Raw genomic sequence first — 15,741 nt, 5'->3', positions numbered from 1 at the left:
TTTTAATAGCGTTTTTTGGTAGCCAAAAAGCCCAAGCTATGTTGTTAAATGCACAGGTTTTCTACCCGATTCTCCTCTGGTATCTTCCTTCGTTAATGTTTTATAGTCTTTGGTTTTAGGAAAGGTGTTTTCAATGGCCAATAATTTTTCGGGAAGACCCACCAGTTTTCTTGTAGACAAATCGATCCAGGCACCAAACATGTCGCAACTAGCTATGTTTTCGCCTTTGTGATTGTAAAAGTTATGTTCAAACTTAAAAAACATGCCATCTTCACTTAAGCCCGAAACCTCCAAGCTAACTGTTAGCGGATGTCCCATAAAAGCTTCTTTAAAATAAAACATGTGTTCATAGAATACCACAGGGCCCAAATTGTACTCTGCCAAGGTTTTCATATTAAAACCCATTTCCATTAAAAATGCCATTCTGGTATGGCTCATAAAATTAGTATAAGCACTATTTGCCAAGTGTCTATTGGCATCTACATCGCTCCATCTAATCTCAAACTGTTTTGTATACATGTTTCCTTATTTAAAAAACAAAATTACATTATTTTATTATGCGTGCATGGTGAAAATAGTATTTTCTAAGCCCTTAGTTTTTCCTACCTTTGTGCAACTTTAAAAACGAGATATGATACACTCCATGACCGGTTACGGCAAATCGATTTTGCAATTGCCAACAAAAAAGATTTCCATTGAAATAAAATCGCTTAACAGTAAAAATCTCGATTTGAATGCCAGAATGCCTTCTATTTACAGAGAGAAGGAGTTGTCTTTAAGAAAACTTATAGGTACGGCCTTGGAGCGTGGAAAAATAGATTTCTCCTTATATGTGGAAATGACCGGGGAAGAAAGTACCACCCAATTAAACAAAACCGTTATCCGACAATACATCAAACAATTAAAGGATATTGTTGATGGCGACGAAACCGAATTGCTAAAAATGGCCGTTCGTTTTCCAGATACTTTAAACACAGAGCGCGATGACATTGATGAAGATGAGTGGGAAACTATTTTAAATGAAGTGAAAGTAGCCTTAAAAAACATTGAGACGTATAGACTGGATGAAGGGAAAGTACTTGAAACCGAATTCAAACTCCGATTAACCAATATTGAAGACCTTTTAGAGCAGGTTGTTGCCATGGACCCTGAACGTATTGAAGGCGTTAGAGAACGTTTGCGCAAAGGCGTTGAAGAATTGAAGGAGAAGGTAGATGAAAACAGATTTGAACAAGAACTGGTTTTTTATATCGAAAAATTCGATATCACTGAAGAAAAAGTACGTTTAAAAAATCATTTGGACTATTTTAATTCGGCGCTCAACTCGGATGATTCCAATGGGAAAAAGCTAGGTTTTATTGCTCAAGAACTTGGAAGGGAAATAAACACCATTGGTTCTAAAAGTAATTATGCACCTATGCAAAAACTAGTGGTGCAAATGAAAGATGAATTAGAGAAAATTAAGGAACAGCTATTGAATGTGCTTTAATTTAAGGTTCAAGATTTAAAATTCAAGATTCAATAAATTAAAAATATATTTGTGACAAATAACCACACAAAAAAGGGTAAACTCATTGTCTTCTCAGCGCCATCGGGTTCTGGAAAAACCACTATAGTGAGGCACCTTTTAAATCAAGACTTATTAAATTTGGAGTTTTCCATTTCTGCGACTTCCAGAGAAAAAAGAGGAACAGAAACCCACGGAAAAGATTATTATTTTTTATCGGCTTCAGAATTTAAGCAGAAAATAAAGAACGACGAATTTCTAGAATGGGAAGAAGTCTATCGCGATAATTTCTATGGCACTTTAAAAACGGAAGTAGAACGTATTTGGGCCCATGGCAAACATGTTATTTTCGATATTGATGTATCTGGAGGCTTGCGTATTAAGCGAAAATTCCCAGACGAAACCTTAGCTATTTTTGTAAAACCTCCAAGTATCGACGAGCTTAAAATACGGTTAAAAAAGCGGGAAACCGAAAGCGCTGACAAAATTAATATGCGCATTGCCAAAGCTTCTGCCGAATTGGCCACAGCCCCATTATTTGATGTGATTATAGAAAATGATAACCTAGACAACGCACTTAGAGAAGCCGAAAATTTAGTAGGCAACTTTATAAACAAAACCCTCTAAAAATGAAGATAGGACTGTTTTTTGGTTCTTTTAATCCCATTCATATTGGGCATCTTATTATTGCCAATCATTTGGTGGAACATAGCGATTTGGATCACATCTGGTTTGTAGTTACCCCACACAACCCGTTTAAAAAGAAAAGCACCTTATTAGATAATTACCAACGTTTAGAGATGGTTTATCGCGCTACAAAAGACTACGATGCTTTAAGTCCGAGCAACATCGAATTCAACTTGCCTCAACCCAATTATACCATAAACACTCTGGTGTATTTAGAAGAGAAATACCCGAACCATGAATTTAGTTTAATTATGGGAGAGGATAATTTAAAGAGTTTTCACAAGTGGAAAAATTATGAGCTTATTTTAGAGAATCATGATATTTACACTTATCCTCGTTTATCTGAAGGCACTGTGGACACCCAGTTTGATGGGCACAAAAAAATTCATCATGTTCAGGCTCCCATCATGGAACTTTCTTCCACCTTTATTAGAAAATCCATTAAAGCCGGTAAAAATGTGAAACCCATGTTACCTCAACATGTTTGGGAATATCTGGATGAAATGAGTTTTTATAAGTAAGTTGACAAGTAAATATTAAACTGAAAGTTCGCAGGTACAGACGTTTCTAGATCCAGAAGTCTGCAAGAGCATGCAATTACTCGGAGCCCATGTTAGGCAGCGTCTTTATTTCCGTAATGTTTTATTTCATTCAATTCCAATCTCTTAGACTTCTTTTCTTCTTCGATGTTATAATTATTTTGAATTCCAAGCCAGAATTTAGCTGAATTTCCAAAATATTTGCTCAATCGCAAAGCAGTGGCTGCAATAATTCTGCGATTTCCTTTTATAATTTCCGAGATTCGTGTCTGTGGTATTTTCAAATCCTTTGAAAGCCGGTATGCCATAACTTTTAGTGGCTCAAAAAACTTTTAATTCAGTATTTTACCCAGGATGTACATTTGCCAACTTTTCCATTTTTAATAGTATTTAATGATAATCGACTATTTCAACTTCACTAAAGTTTCCTTTTTCCCAAATGAAAATAATCCGTCATTGTTTATTAATCCGAATGCTATAAAATTTATTTAATTTTCCAGTAAGTTTTTCAAGTCGGTAGGATGGTGGAATTCGCAAATCGGCAAGTTTTTGAGAATTGTTCAACATTCTCAATTTACGACGTCCCATATTTTGAAGTTCTCAAAATGGCTTGCTCATTCTTCCAATCAATCCATTTTTGACCATTTATTCGTCTCATGGCATTATCAAAAAATCTCATGATAAAAAAATTGTAGATGGCCTTTGCTAGATTTTTGGGGTTTCTTGGAATGGCCCTTAAACTCATAGAAAAGCCCGTGGTTTTATATTTCATATAATGCCAATAACCTTCAGGCATATATAGAATTTCGCCATGATTTAATTGTGTTTTAAACCCTTTGGCGTGTTTTAAAGCTGGCCATTTTTCTAAATCTGGATTGGAAAAATCAATGTCTTCGCGAGTAATTAACGCATGTGGCACTTTATATAAGTATTTATTTTGCTTCTGGTCGAAAAGGATAATTTCTTTTTCCCCGTAAAAATGAATGTGAAAAATATTGGCTAAATCAATATCATAATGCATAAAGGTGTGCGAATCCTTGCCACCAAAAAACAACATGGGAAGTTTTTTCAAGAGTTTTAATCCTAAATCCAGATGCTTAAAATCGTTTTGAAGTTCTGGGACTTCCTTTAAAATATTCCAAAGAAAAATACGGTATTTTGTAGGTTCGCTCTTAAGCAAATCCACATACTCTCCCAAGGTCATTTTTGCATGAGGTTGATTAAAACCATCTTGGTGAGATACGGGTCTATCGTCGTAGAGCGACACCATTTTATCTCCTGCCAATTCCTTAAAATAATCTAAATCCCATTTCGTAAATGCAGGCCAATCGGTAATAAATCGTTCTATAACCACAGGTTTTTGTGGTTTAAAGTAGTGTTTTATAAAGTCTTCTTTAGAGATAGATTCAACACGTGGAATGTCTTGCAAATTTAATTTCAACATCTAAAGGTTAAGAGCTTAAAAAATAATATTCAAAAGCTATTTCAAGCTTTTATTTGGCAACTTCGTTGCAATTCATTTTATGTTTTGATCTGGTTTATCCTCCAATTCCATTTTTACCAGGAATTTCTTATATACGTGACTGTGTTATCCCAATGATATTCCTGTTTTTACTGGATTTTTTTGGCTTTTTCCTTGAAAACTTCGTTGCGTTCAATTTTATGGTCAGGTCTGGTCCATCTAGGTTTTTCGCCCAAGGCTTGATATTCTGACTCTGAAGCTTCGACCGTTTGAGGCTGTACTTTTTTGGTGAAAGGCTTTTGAGGGATCATTCCTAAAAGCTCGAACATTTTCATGTCCTCGTGCACATCTGGATTTGGGGTTGTTAATAGTTTATCTCCCGCAAAAATAGAATTGGCTCCGGCAAAAAAGCACATGGCCTGTCCTTCCCTACTCATTTGGGTTCTTCCTGCGCTTAATCGCACTTGGGTTTCTGGCATCACAATTCTAGCTGTTGCTACCATACGGATCATCTCCCAAATCTCAACAGGTTTCTCATCTTCCAAAGGCGTGCCTTCCACGGCAACCAACGCATTGATTGGCGTAGATTCCGGCTGTGGATCTAAAGTAGATAAAGCCACTAACATGCCTGCTCTATCCTCTATGGTTTCACCCATTCCAATAATTCCTCCAGAGCAAACCGTGACATTGGTTTTACGCACATTTCCTATGGTATCCAATCTGTCTTGATACCCTCGCGTGGAAATAACTTCTTTATAATATTCTTCAGACGAATCCAAATTATGATTGTACGCATACAGACCCGCTTCCGCTAAGCGTTTCGCCTGATTTTCGGTCACCATTCCTAAAGTACAGCACACTTCCATGTCCAGTTTATTAATGGTTCTAACCATTTCCAACACTTGATCAAATTCTTCGCCATCCTTTACATTTCTCCAAGCTGCTCCCATGCACACGCGAGAACTTCCTGTTTCCTTAGCACGTAAAGCCTGAGCTTTTACTTGTGTTACCGTCATTAAATCGTTGCCTTCTACATTGGTATGATACCGAGCTGCTTGAGGACAATAGCCACAATCTTCCGAACAACCTCCCGTTTTTATTGAAAGCAAGGTAGATACCTGAACCACATTTGGATCGTGATGTAAACGATGGATGGTTGCTGCTTCATAAAGTAATTCCATCATGGGTTTGTTATAGATTTCTAAAATTTGTTCTTTGGTCCAGTTGTGTCTTATTTCACTCATGTTTTTGGTTTGTAGTGTGGTTCAAAAATAACTCATTTTATATTGAAAAAGCTCTCGAAAAGGGCATAAAATTTTTCTGGCTCTTCTAAATACGGATTGTGAGCGCTTTGCTCAAACATTTCAAATTGGGCTTGAGGCATGAAAACTTTATACTGAACTGCAAATTCGGGTGTGGACACACCATCGTAGCGTCCTGCAATAATTAAGGTTTTTGCCTTAACATCTTTTAATTTTTGTCTGTAATCCTGATTTATCATACTTCCAGATACCGCAAAATCGCCATCAGGTCCAATCATTTCCACATAGACATCGTTTGCCCAGCCTCTATGCTTTTCCTTTGGCACATTTTGTTTTAAACTTGTATTGTGGTAGTAGATGTATTTGGTTGGGAAATTCCCATAAATGGTTTTTAATGGTTCTTGGCTGGACACATAACCTAAGGCGCGAAGCGAATCGACTTGTTTCCATTTTTCAGGAAAATGTGTTTTTGCATAATGATTGTAACTATCGCAATTGGCCTGCCACATAGCTCCAGAATGGAACCCATTAATCAGCACCATTTTATCAAGATGCTCTGGGTACTTTATGGCATACGCTTGAGCAGGAACGGTTCCGTATGAATGCCCCACTAAGGAGATTTTATCATACTTTAAAAGCTTACGTAATTTTTCTATGAGTTCTACATCATTTTCTACGGTGTATTCGGAAACATTCTTGGCATCATCACTTTTTCCTCTTCCCAGAAAATCGAAAAAAACAACCGTATTTGTTTTGTAATACTGTCCAAAATTTCCTTGCATATAATCATGTGAATTTCCTGGGCCTCCAGGTAAAAAGAAAATGGGATCGCCCGTTCCTAAGACTTCCACATTTATTTTATAGCCATCTATGTTGTAGAATTTAGATTCAAATTTTTCAAAAATATTTGGATCTACTTGTGAAAAGCCCAAAATGGGAAGACAAAAAATTAAGAGCCATAGCTGTTTCATATATTTAAATTTAATTACGTGAATATAAGTAATTTGTTAAAAGAATTGACACCGCATTTCCACCAAATCCAACCGCATTTACCAAAATATACTTAATTTTTTTAGGTTTTTCCTGTTCAATAAAAGGCACAGGAATAAACTCCTGATGTTGCAGCATAACAACAGCCATTTCAATATTTAACATGCCACTAGCACCCAAACTATGCCCTAACTTCCACTTGTTGGTTGTTAAGACTGGATGTTGCTCTCCAAATATTTTTTTAATAGCCGCTATTTCTGCCAAATCTCCTTTTATTGTTCCTGGTGTATGTGTGACAATCACATCAATTTCATTAGGATTTATAGTACCTAAAGCCATTTTCATGGAACGTTGAAAACACAGAGCATCGGTGGATAAAGAGGCATTGTGTTCTAAAATTTCAGTGGCATAACCCACACCTATTATTTTAGCCAAGGCCTTTGGATGTTCGCCTTTTTCTAAACATGCCATGGAAGCCGCTTCGCTAAGAATCATCGTGTTTTGGGTTTTTTCTAGATCCAGCGCACGACAGGGAAAAGCTGCTTCGCTTCGCTCTGGAGGACAATAAATTTTAAGGGCTTGCATTTGGGCCATAGTAAACGGCGTTAGGGGTGCTTCGGTTCCACCCACCAAAAATTTGTTGCACATACCAGAATTCAACCAAGCAATTCCGTTTAATAAAGCATGTAAAGCCGTGGAACAGGTAATGGAGTGGGAAATTTCCGGACCTTGGGTTTGTAAATCGTGTGCCACCCAGGAGGAGATATTTCCAAGGGTTGTGGTTGGCGAACTTAACGGATTTAGTTTCGAGTTATTTAAAAAATCTGCATGATGTTTTTCAAAAAGCGAGGTCGCACCACGAGAGGAACCTATATTAATCCCGAAGTTATCACTTGCCTTCCACCCAGCCTGGTCTACAGCCCTTCTAGACGCATAAATAGCAAATAACACCGAATCGTCCAATGCTTTGAATTTTATGTCTGACAGCCTTAATTCTTCGATTTCTTTTTTTAATTCCTTAGACATTCCAGCAACCAGATTGCCTTCCTTCTCAGAAAAACAATGCTCTGGGGACTTATAGGCTTGCCAGGTCTCTTCAGGTGTTTTCCCTAAAGGCGATAAACTTGCTAAGCTAACAATGGAAATAGGCAACATAACACATACAATTTTTCAAAATTAAACTATTGACAGACTGTTCTCTATGGTTTGATAGACTTTTTGCAATTGTTCATCAGTAATTACAAAAGGCGCTTGAATATAAATCGTGCTTCCTAAAGGACGAAGAAAAACACCTTTATCCATAAAAAACTCAAATAACTTATCTCTTAAGTTTCCATAACGCGCCATTTCCGTGTTTAAATCCAAAGCAAAAATAATACCTGTTTGTCTGGTAGATTTTACTTTTGGATGATTTTTTATTCGCACATTAAATGCTTCATGTGAGGCTTTAATGTGCTGGATGTTTTTCTGAATCTCTTCGGACTGCAACAATTCGATGCCAGCCAAAGCAGCTGTACAGGCCAGAGGATTTGCCGAATACGTGTGGCCGTGGAAGAGCCCTTTTCCAATATCATCACTATAAAAAGCCTCGTAAATTTCTTGCGAACAAGAGGTAATTGCCATAGGCATTAAACCAGCAGTCAAGGCTTTGCTTAAACACATGATATCTGGTTTGGTTTGCATATAATCTGAAGCGAAATGCTTTCCGGTTTTCCCGAAACCTGTCATCACCTCATCGGCCACCGTTACAATATGATGCTCTTTACAGAATTTTAAAATACGCTCTAAGCCTTCTGCATTGTGCATTTTCATAGCAGCAGCTCCTTGTACCAAAGGTTCGTAAACAAAGCCTGCCACTTTATGTGTTTCCACTATTTCTTGTAACGCTTTTAGAATGGCTTCGTGATTGCTTCCATTGGGAGTTGGAATGCGTTTTACGTCTAAAAAAAATTCCTCGAAAGGTCCGTTGTAAACCGATAAGCCAGAAACACTCATGGCTCCAAAGGTATCCCCATGAAACCCATCTTCAAAAGCAATTAAGGTATTGCGCTTTCTTCCTTGATTATAGTGAAATTGCAAGGCCATTTTTATGCCTATTTCAACAGAGGTAGAGCCATTATCGCTAAAAAATAGCTTGTTCTGGTTTTTAGGAAGAATTTCTATTAAAGCCTCCGATAATTTGACAGCTGGTTCATGGGTAAATCCGCTAAAAACCACTTGATCGAGTTGCTGCATTTGGTTGGCAACCCGATTGGTAATGTAGGGGTTGCAATGGCCGTACATACAGGTGTACCAAGAAGCAATGGCGTCAATATATTCTTTGCCATCTTCGTCTGTTAATACACAGCCTTTTGCTTTTGTAATAGCAATAGCTTCCGGATGCAGCTTGTGCTGCGTTAACGGATGCCACAGGTGTTTTTTATCTCTTTCTTTTAGTGTCATATATTTCCTGCGAAAGCAGAAATCTTTTTAAATGGTTCGTCTTTATTTTATTGTCATGAACTTGCCTTACCGTTTGGTAGGCGCACGAATATATGTTTATATTGTGGTGCACTCTTACTTAAACCTACAAGGTTTTATAAACCTAAAAACTCTGATTGGAATTTATCAGCATATTCCAAAATCACGTTTCTATCGAAATAAGGTTCTTCATCTATTCGTCCAATAATTGGAACTTGAGTCATTTTTTTGATGATATCTTCGGTCGTTTTATGTTCGTCCCCACTGAAAATGATGGCTACCTTAAACCCTTTTTCTTTCAACAAATTCACCGTTAAAAGCGTGTGATTGATGCTTCCTAAATAATGTCTAGAAACGACAATTACATGGTATTCGGGTTTAATAATATCTAAAATAGTCTGCGTTTGATTGATGGGAACCAAAATGCCTCCAGCACCCTCAATGACCAAATGATTGTTGGTTTTTGGCGGTTTAATATCTTTTAAAGTGATAGTAACGCCATCTATATCTGCGGCTGCATGCGGACTCATGGGTGTTTTTAAGGCGTAGCTATTGGGATGGAATTTAGATGTTTTATTGGAAATCAATCTCTCCACTTTATGGGTATCGCTATCATCCAATTCTCCAGCTTGAATGGGCTTCCAGTAATCTGCTTGAAGTGCTTCTACCAAAATAGCTGAAGCAATGGTTTTTCCAATTTCTGTAGAGATTCCAGTAACAAAATAGGTTTTCATGTGTCTATACTTATTGTTTCTTATCGATTGTATGGAACTCTCAATTAATAATTTCCTTGGGTCTCAAAGTTTTGAACCTTGGAGTTTCATTTTAAATCGAATTCGGTTTGGCAGGCTTCGCATCGATACTTGTGTCTGGTATAAAATGGAAGCGCTGAAAATAAGACTCCAAAAATAAACCATATTAATGATTTGGCGTCTTTAATGGTGGAAAAGAGTTCTATTTTTTTGCTTTTACAGGTTGGACAAATTATGGCCTGACCCTCATCATCCACTGAATATTTGTTGATTGCATTTAGAATTTCCAAAGCTGTTTCACTTTGATGAGAATATACTTTTAACTTGACTCCTCCAATGGCATTGCTAATTAATGGATCGGTGTCGATGGTTAAATTATCTGAGAGAAAAACTTCAATTCCATCTGCTTCCAAACGGCCTTTTATGATTTGTGCTTCGGAAGAATACTGGAATCTGGCAATAGTTTTAAATGTGTCTGTCATATTTTTAAAAGTGAAGCCAATATTTCTACAACTTCTTTTATTTCCTTTTCTGAATTGAAACTGTGCAAACAAAACCTCAAACGCTCTTCGCCTTCAGGTACTGTTGGCGAAAGAATGGGTTTTACATCAAATCCCTTTCCTAAAAGCTCGTTGGAAATGGCTTTTACTTGACTATTTCCCTGAATAATACAACATTGAATTGGAGAATTACTTTCTATAAAATTCTCCTCCAAATGGTTGTTCATGAGTTGTAATTTAAAAAAGTTTATTTTTTGGAACAATTTCGAAATTTCATGCGTTTTAGGCAATTCGATATAAATAGATTTTATGGTCATTAACGTATGTGGAGGAAGTGCTGTGGTATAGATAAACGAACGCGCAAAATTGATTAAATATTGAGTGAGTTCCTTACTTCCTAGCACAGCTGCACCATGACTTCCAAGTGCTTTTCCAAAAGTGATTATTCTTGCAAATACCTCATTTTCCAATTCAAGTTCTTGAAGCAATCCAGATCCGTTTTTTCCAAAAACTCCCGTGGCATGTGCCTCATCGACAATTAGATATGCCCGATACTCTTTACTTAAATGCACCAAGGATTTTAGGTTTGGTGAATTTCCATCCATAGAAAAAACAGATTCTGTAACGATATATATTTCGGTTTCTATAGGATTTCGGTTGCGCTCCGTGTGACATTTCTTTTCAAGATCGTCTAAATTGTTGTGTTTAAATTTATAGGCTTTTGCATGACTCATACTAATACCATCTCTTATGGATGCATGAATATACTCGTCGTAAAAAATAACATCGCCTCTTTGAGGTACGGAAGCAAAAAATCCAAGATTGGCATTGTAACCAGAATTGAAGATCAGGGCAGATTCTGAATGATGAAACTCACTTAAAATATCTTCTACCTCCTGATATAACTTAAAATTTCCAGATAATAATCGGGAACCTGTTGCTCCATTTCTAGATAAATTTTTAGATTTCAAATAATGATGTGTCATATCGAAGATCTCTTTCGATCGGGAAAAACCTAGATAGTCGTTGGATGAAAAATCTATCAGGTTATGTTGCTTACCCAATTCACGTAACATGTTTTGGGATTTACGTTGATTTATTTTCTCTTGAAGTTTTTTCGGAAGCATAAGTTCAAAGATACGAAAGAGCCACAAGCCGTTCAAGTTTCAGAATTAAAAAACATCGTATCTTAGAGCTTTAAATTTATATCCATGCAAAAAATACAATTATCCTTTTTAGTTTTTCTATTTTCAATACTTGTTCATGCTCAAGTGTCTTCAAATTATCTTATTTCATTTGAAAACGCTGTGCATCATGAAGCGACTATTCAAGCCACATTTACAGATTTAACATCGGAAAACACAGAATTAAGAATTGCACGTTCATCACCTGGACGCTATGCTCTACACGAATTCGCAAAAAATATTTACGGTGTAAAAGTAACCGATGGCCAAGGAAAGGCTTTGGAAGTAACACGTCCAAATCCGTATGCTTGGCAAGTTTCCGGACATGATGGAACCATTCAAGTAAGTTATACTTTATTTGCAAATTATGGCGATGGCACCTATGCACAAGTAGATGAAACCCATGCGCATTTAAACATTCCAGCTACTTTTATGTATGTTCCAGAGTTATCTGAAAACGAAATTGAAGTAACTTTTGATATTCGTGAGGATTTAAATTGGAAAATAGCGACTCAATTAAAACATTTACAAGGAAACACGTATTACGCTAAAGATTTCCAGTATTTTATGGATAGTCCAACAGAAATTGCCGATTTTAAAACCCGTTCTTTTCAATTAGATGGGCAAACCATCAAACTGATACTTCATGATGATGCCGCTTCAGACGCTGATTTGGACAGGTATTTTGAAGATGTGAAGAAAATTACCATTCAGCAAAAAGCTGTTTTTGGAGAGTTGCCTAAATTCGATTATGGGGAATATGTTTTTCTAGCCTGTTATATGCCAAATGCCAGTGGAGATGGGATGGAGCACAGGAATTCCACCTATGTAACTAGCTCACGAAGTTTGGCTCTTGGTGGGGTTGAGCAAAATATTAGTACTGTATCTCATGAGTTTTTTCATATTTGGAATGTAGAACGTATTCGCCCTAAAAGCTTGGAGCCTTTTAGATTTGAAGAAGCCAACATGAGTGGCGAATTGTGGTTTGCTGAAGGATTTACAAGTTATTTCGACGATTTAACCATGTGTCGCGCTGGCATAACTTCGCAAGAAAACTACATTACAGGCTTGACCAGAGCTTTTAATTATGTGTGGAATTCGCCTGGACGCGATTACTTTAATCCAATAGGAATGAGTTATCAAGCACCTTTTGTGGATGCTGCCAAATCGGTGGATGAAACCAATAGAGAGAACACCTTTATTTCTTATTATTCTTATGGAAGCATGTTAGGTTTGGCTTTGGATTTATCTTTAAGAGAAAAAGGGCTGGATCTGGATGGCTTTATGACTTTGGTTTGGAAAAAATATGGCAAAACTGAAATTGGTTATACCGTTGAAAACCTAAATGAAACGCTAAATACGTATGCTGGAAAAGACTTTGGGAACCATTTTTTTAACAACTATATTTATAAAAGTGGCATGCCAGATTTCAAGCATTTATTTGAAACCGTTGGAGTCGATTTAAGTCAAGATCCTTCCAAAGTGGAATTGGGTGTTTATGTAAGACAAGGCAAGTTAATTAGTAATCCTAAAAACCATTCGACCGCTTATCTTGCGAAACTTCAAAAAGGTGATAAGCTTATAAAAATTGGAACTACAGAAATAACCGGAGATTCCGATATCAATGCTTTGCTAAATACATATCAGGTAAACGATCAGGTGGAAGTGACTTTTGAACGTTTTGGAAAAACAAGAACTACTACCTTAATCCTTCAAGCGGATTCTTCGTATACTATTAGCCTTATGGAAACCAATAAAAAGCCCTTGAACAAAAAACTTAAAACCCAAAGAGAAAATTGGCTGGGTGAGAAACAATAAACCTAATTCATTAAAAGACCTCACAAATTCGACCTGCGTTCTTACAAGGGCTTTTATAAGATAAAATTAGTAGTAGTTATTTAGTAGAAACGTATTCATGCAGAAAATAGATAAACCAATAACGCATTAAAACAAAGTAGTGAGCTTGAATATGTAGCTTGACACGAAGCACTAAAAAAACGCCTTAGAAACTCAAATAGATTTCTAAGGCGTTTTTATTAGTTGTAAACGATGCTTTCAGGATAAGTTCCTAAAAGAGTTTGGTGTTTTAGTTTAAATTAAAAACAGCACCTACATTTACTACAAACTGATTGTTTATTTTTTCAGCGTAGGTTAAGGTGTCGTTATTATACTTAGCAATAGGAAAAGCTGCTTCTGTAAACAGACCAAATCCTTTTGAGAAGAAATATCTAGCGCCAACATGGCCACCAAAATTCTTTAAGCTGAAGTTGATACCAGGATATAAATCGAAGTTTTCATCAATATTTAAAACATTTCCAATGTTGGCATTAAAACGCGCTTTTACATCAAATCTGTCTTGAAACTTAGCGTCTGTAATACTAGCAACACCTAAGGCATAAGATGAGACTGCTCCAATAGAGAAATTTTCACCTAAACCATAATCAAAACTCATGTACAAGCCTGTAGCGTGTTCTTGAAGACTAGCTCCAATTTGCATTTTAGTATCTCCACTTCCTGAAAATGCCTGTGCATTTACTAAGTAACCTGTAAGAAGGCAAGCAATTATCATTATATTTTTCATTCTTCGTATTTTAGTTTTTCGTTTTTAAATGAAGCCGCAAATATAAGATTAAGTTTTTAAAGTTAATACTTCAATAGTCAATATAATATGAGCGTATAAAAAAACACCAACTTCTTAAAATTGGTGTTTTTAATCAAAATTTTTATAACCGTTTAATCTAACGCAGGAATACGTAAAACTTGTCCTGGATAAATTAAATCTGGATCTTTAAGCATGGGTTTGTTCGCATCAAAAATCACAGGATATTTCATAGCATTCCCGTAGAATTTTTTAGCAATCTTACCTAAAGTATCTCCACTTACTACAGTATGAAACTGAGCTTCTGGTTCTGGATTCTCCACGGTCATCTGGTCGTCAACCGTAGCAATTCCATTGGAGTTTCCAACCACTAAAATCACTTTTTCCTTAGTAGCTTGATCATAAGCTGCACCAGAAATCGTTGCTTTGTCATCCAAAATATGAATGTTTAAATTTTCGACCTGAAGATCTAAATCGCTAATGGTTTCCTTTAAGTTATTGGCTGCTGCCTTTTCTGCATTTAATTTGGCTGCAACAGCATCTGCTGCTTTATCTGCTGCCTCTTCGGCCTTTGTTTTACCAATTCCAAAAACCTTTGCTCCTGCATCTTTAATAAATGAAAATAATCCCATAATTTGTTTTTTTAAGTGTTTTTTAATAATTATATAAAGTTCAATAAATTCTTTTAAAATTCCTATTAATTCTGACATTAAACCTATTAAAAACAGAAACTGCTTGCTGTTTTTATACAACAAACAGTCCCATTATTAACTAATCCCATTTATACTCTAGAGTTTTCTCTAGGATTCTCTTTTCTTTCGCTTTTAAACTTTCGGAATTTAGGTGTTTCTGTTTGTTTCCCTTCGGCATTTCTCATAAACTGGATGTAACCTCTTCCAGCAAATTCATAAGTGGTGCCCGATGCTGTATGGAACAATCTAATTAAACCATCATTAATTACACTGAGCTCAAAAAACTCATTTCCGAAACCGTCGTAATTCAAACTCAAGGTTTTTAAATACAAGTTTCCAGGGATGTTGTTCACTCCATAAATTCCGGTATAATCCCAGTAAATATTGTCTGGATTCGCAATTCCATAATCTTGAGAACTTCTAAATTCAGAATCGTTTCCACCAGCTAAGAATTGTAAATAATTCTCGTTATCAAATTCGTTGATGTTTCCAGCTTGACTGGTATAGGTTTTTTCCCAAGCTTGATATTCCTGCAAGAAATAATGAATGTTGTCGTAAAACACATAATCATAATCGAAATTTGAACGCTGATATCCTTTTAAAAAGTATGAGGTATCGGTATACGGATCATACAATTCTATGGTATTGCTGTTTATTTGATAGACATCGAAAGTAACAAAGCCGTCAATAAGATGATATACATCCAAAATACCATTATAGGCGTCATAATCTCCTACTTGAATTCCGAATCCGTTTCCTTGAGTACCAAATCCAACCAGATTGTTATTGGCATAAAATCTTCCATTTCTAAAAGATACAGTAAATGCCATTTGTAAAAATGGAACCTGTCCGTAACCAACGGTTTGGTTAATATCTACGTACCACAACTCGTAAGAGTTCAATAACTGATTTAAGGACATTGAAGGCTGTGGATTGTAATTGTCTATGTAAACATCGTCTGTATAACAAGATGTAAATAGTGTTGCTATTAAAGCAAATCCTAAAAGTAGTTTTAACGGTTTCATAAGCCTTCGTTTTAAAGTTACTATGATAATGAATTCAAAACACGTGCCAAAATTTCGAGGGATTTGTTTTAAAGGACTTAAA

General features: G+C 36.2%; 16 protein-coding genes and 2 pseudogenes. 4 read left to right on the top strand and 14 right to left on the bottom strand.

Annotated features, from left to right (window positions below; genetic code table 11):
* Nucleotides 1-36: 36 nt before the first annotated feature.
* Nucleotides 37-519, bottom strand: a complete 483-nt coding sequence (locus tag VKY47_RS07520) for an acyl-CoA thioesterase (RefSeq protein ID WP_324311697.1) — start codon at nt 517-519, stop codon at nt 37-39.
* A 112-nt stretch (nt 520-631) separates the two neighbouring features.
* On the opposite strand from VKY47_RS07520, the gene VKY47_RS07515 reads away from it, so the two are divergent.
* The 3 genes from VKY47_RS07515 to nadD are packed head-to-tail and all read left to right on the top strand — an operon-like array spanning nt 632 to nt 2,715.
* On the top strand, nt 632-1,489 hold the full coding sequence (locus tag VKY47_RS07515) for a YicC/YloC family endoribonuclease (RefSeq protein ID WP_324311696.1): 858 nt from the start codon (nt 632-634) through the stop codon (nt 1,487-1,489).
* 51 nt (nt 1,490-1,540) lie between these two features.
* A complete protein-coding gene (gene gmk, locus VKY47_RS07510; RefSeq protein WP_414731217.1) occupies nt 1,541-2,134 on the top strand; it encodes a guanylate kinase in 594 nt (197 codons plus the stop codon).
* A gap of 2 nt (nt 2,135-2,136) precedes the next feature.
* The gene (nadD, locus tag VKY47_RS07505) at nt 2,137-2,715 is read left to right on the top strand and encodes a nicotinate (nicotinamide) nucleotide adenylyltransferase (RefSeq protein WP_324311695.1); all 579 of its coding nucleotides are present in this window, start codon (nt 2,137-2,139) and stop codon (nt 2,713-2,715) included.
* A 92-nt stretch (nt 2,716-2,807) separates the two neighbouring features.
* Here nadD and VKY47_RS07500 read toward each other — a convergent pair.
* The 10 genes and pseudogenes from VKY47_RS07500 to VKY47_RS07455 all read right to left on the bottom strand — a co-directional run bounded on the left by VKY47_RS07500 (nt 2,808) and on the right by VKY47_RS07455 (nt 11,286).
* Nucleotides 2,808-3,111: pseudogene (locus VKY47_RS07500) on the bottom strand (HigA family addiction module antitoxin).
* 12 nt (nt 3,112-3,123) lie between these two features.
* Nucleotides 3,124-3,333, bottom strand: a pseudogene (locus VKY47_RS07495) (type II toxin-antitoxin system RelE/ParE family toxin); the annotation flags it as partial.
* Complete coding sequence (locus tag VKY47_RS07490; protein WP_324311718.1) at nt 3,308-4,174, bottom strand: cupin-like domain-containing protein; 867 nt, start codon at nt 4,172-4,174, stop codon at nt 3,308-3,310. The pseudogene VKY47_RS07495 and the gene VKY47_RS07490, both read right to left, overlap by 26 nt.
* A gap of 170 nt (nt 4,175-4,344) precedes the next feature.
* Nucleotides 4,345-5,439, bottom strand: a complete 1,095-nt coding sequence (bioB, locus tag VKY47_RS07485) for a biotin synthase BioB (RefSeq protein WP_324311694.1) — start codon at nt 5,437-5,439, stop codon at nt 4,345-4,347.
* A 32-nt stretch (nt 5,440-5,471) separates the two neighbouring features.
* Entirely contained in the window at nt 5,472-6,428 is a 957-nt protein-coding gene (locus tag VKY47_RS07480; protein ID WP_324311692.1) for an alpha/beta fold hydrolase, read from the bottom strand.
* A gap of 10 nt (nt 6,429-6,438) precedes the next feature.
* On the bottom strand, nt 6,439-7,602 hold the full coding sequence (locus VKY47_RS07475) for a beta-ketoacyl synthase N-terminal-like domain-containing protein (protein ID WP_324311689.1): 1,164 nt from the start codon (nt 7,600-7,602) through the stop codon (nt 6,439-6,441).
* 21 nt (nt 7,603-7,623) lie between these two features.
* On the bottom strand, nt 7,624-8,889 hold the full coding sequence (gene bioA / locus VKY47_RS07470; protein WP_324311688.1) for an adenosylmethionine--8-amino-7-oxononanoate transaminase: 1,266 nt from the start codon (nt 8,887-8,889) through the stop codon (nt 7,624-7,626).
* Nucleotides 8,890-9,023: 134 nt separating this feature from the next.
* Nucleotides 9,024-9,641, bottom strand: coding sequence for a dethiobiotin synthase (gene bioD / locus VKY47_RS07465; protein ID WP_324311687.1), 618 nt, complete (start codon nt 9,639-9,641; stop codon nt 9,024-9,026).
* A gap of 86 nt (nt 9,642-9,727) precedes the next feature.
* The gene (locus VKY47_RS07460; protein WP_324311685.1) at nt 9,728-10,141 is read right to left on the bottom strand and encodes a putative signal transducing protein; all 414 of its coding nucleotides are present in this window, start codon (nt 10,139-10,141) and stop codon (nt 9,728-9,730) included.
* On the bottom strand, nt 10,138-11,286 hold the full coding sequence (locus VKY47_RS07455) for an aminotransferase class I/II-fold pyridoxal phosphate-dependent enzyme (RefSeq protein WP_324311684.1): 1,149 nt from the start codon (nt 11,284-11,286) through the stop codon (nt 10,138-10,140). The genes VKY47_RS07460 and VKY47_RS07455 overlap by 4 nt, the downstream gene beginning before the upstream one ends.
* Nucleotides 11,287-11,370: 84 nt before the next feature.
* Here VKY47_RS07455 and VKY47_RS07450 point away from each other — a divergent pair, with 84 nt between their 5' ends.
* On the top strand, nt 11,371-13,161 hold the full coding sequence (locus VKY47_RS07450; protein ID WP_324311683.1) for a M61 family metallopeptidase: 1,791 nt from the start codon (nt 11,371-11,373) through the stop codon (nt 13,159-13,161).
* A gap of 268 nt (nt 13,162-13,429) precedes the next feature.
* On the opposite strand, the gene VKY47_RS07445 is transcribed toward VKY47_RS07450, so the two are convergent.
* The 3 genes from VKY47_RS07445 to VKY47_RS07435 form a co-directional block, all read right to left on the bottom strand.
* On the bottom strand, nt 13,430-13,924 hold the full coding sequence (locus tag VKY47_RS07445; protein ID WP_324311682.1) for a DUF6646 family protein: 495 nt from the start codon (nt 13,922-13,924) through the stop codon (nt 13,430-13,432).
* Between the two features lie 152 nt (nt 13,925-14,076).
* Entirely contained in the window at nt 14,077-14,574 is a 498-nt protein-coding gene (lysM, locus tag VKY47_RS07440; protein WP_324311717.1) for a peptidoglycan-binding protein LysM, read from the bottom strand.
* A 149-nt stretch (nt 14,575-14,723) separates the two neighbouring features.
* Nucleotides 14,724-15,659, bottom strand: coding sequence for a nicotinic acid mononucleotide adenyltransferase (locus VKY47_RS07435; RefSeq protein ID WP_324311680.1), 936 nt, complete (start codon nt 15,657-15,659; stop codon nt 14,724-14,726).
* Nucleotides 15,660-15,741: the final 82 nt, after the last annotated feature.

Origin of the sequence: Xanthomarina sp., assembly GCF_035306705.1 — a bacterium.
GTDB lineage: Bacteria > Bacteroidota > Bacteroidia > Flavobacteriales > Flavobacteriaceae > Xanthomarina.
This window is presented reverse-complemented; position numbering and strand designations above follow the sequence as displayed.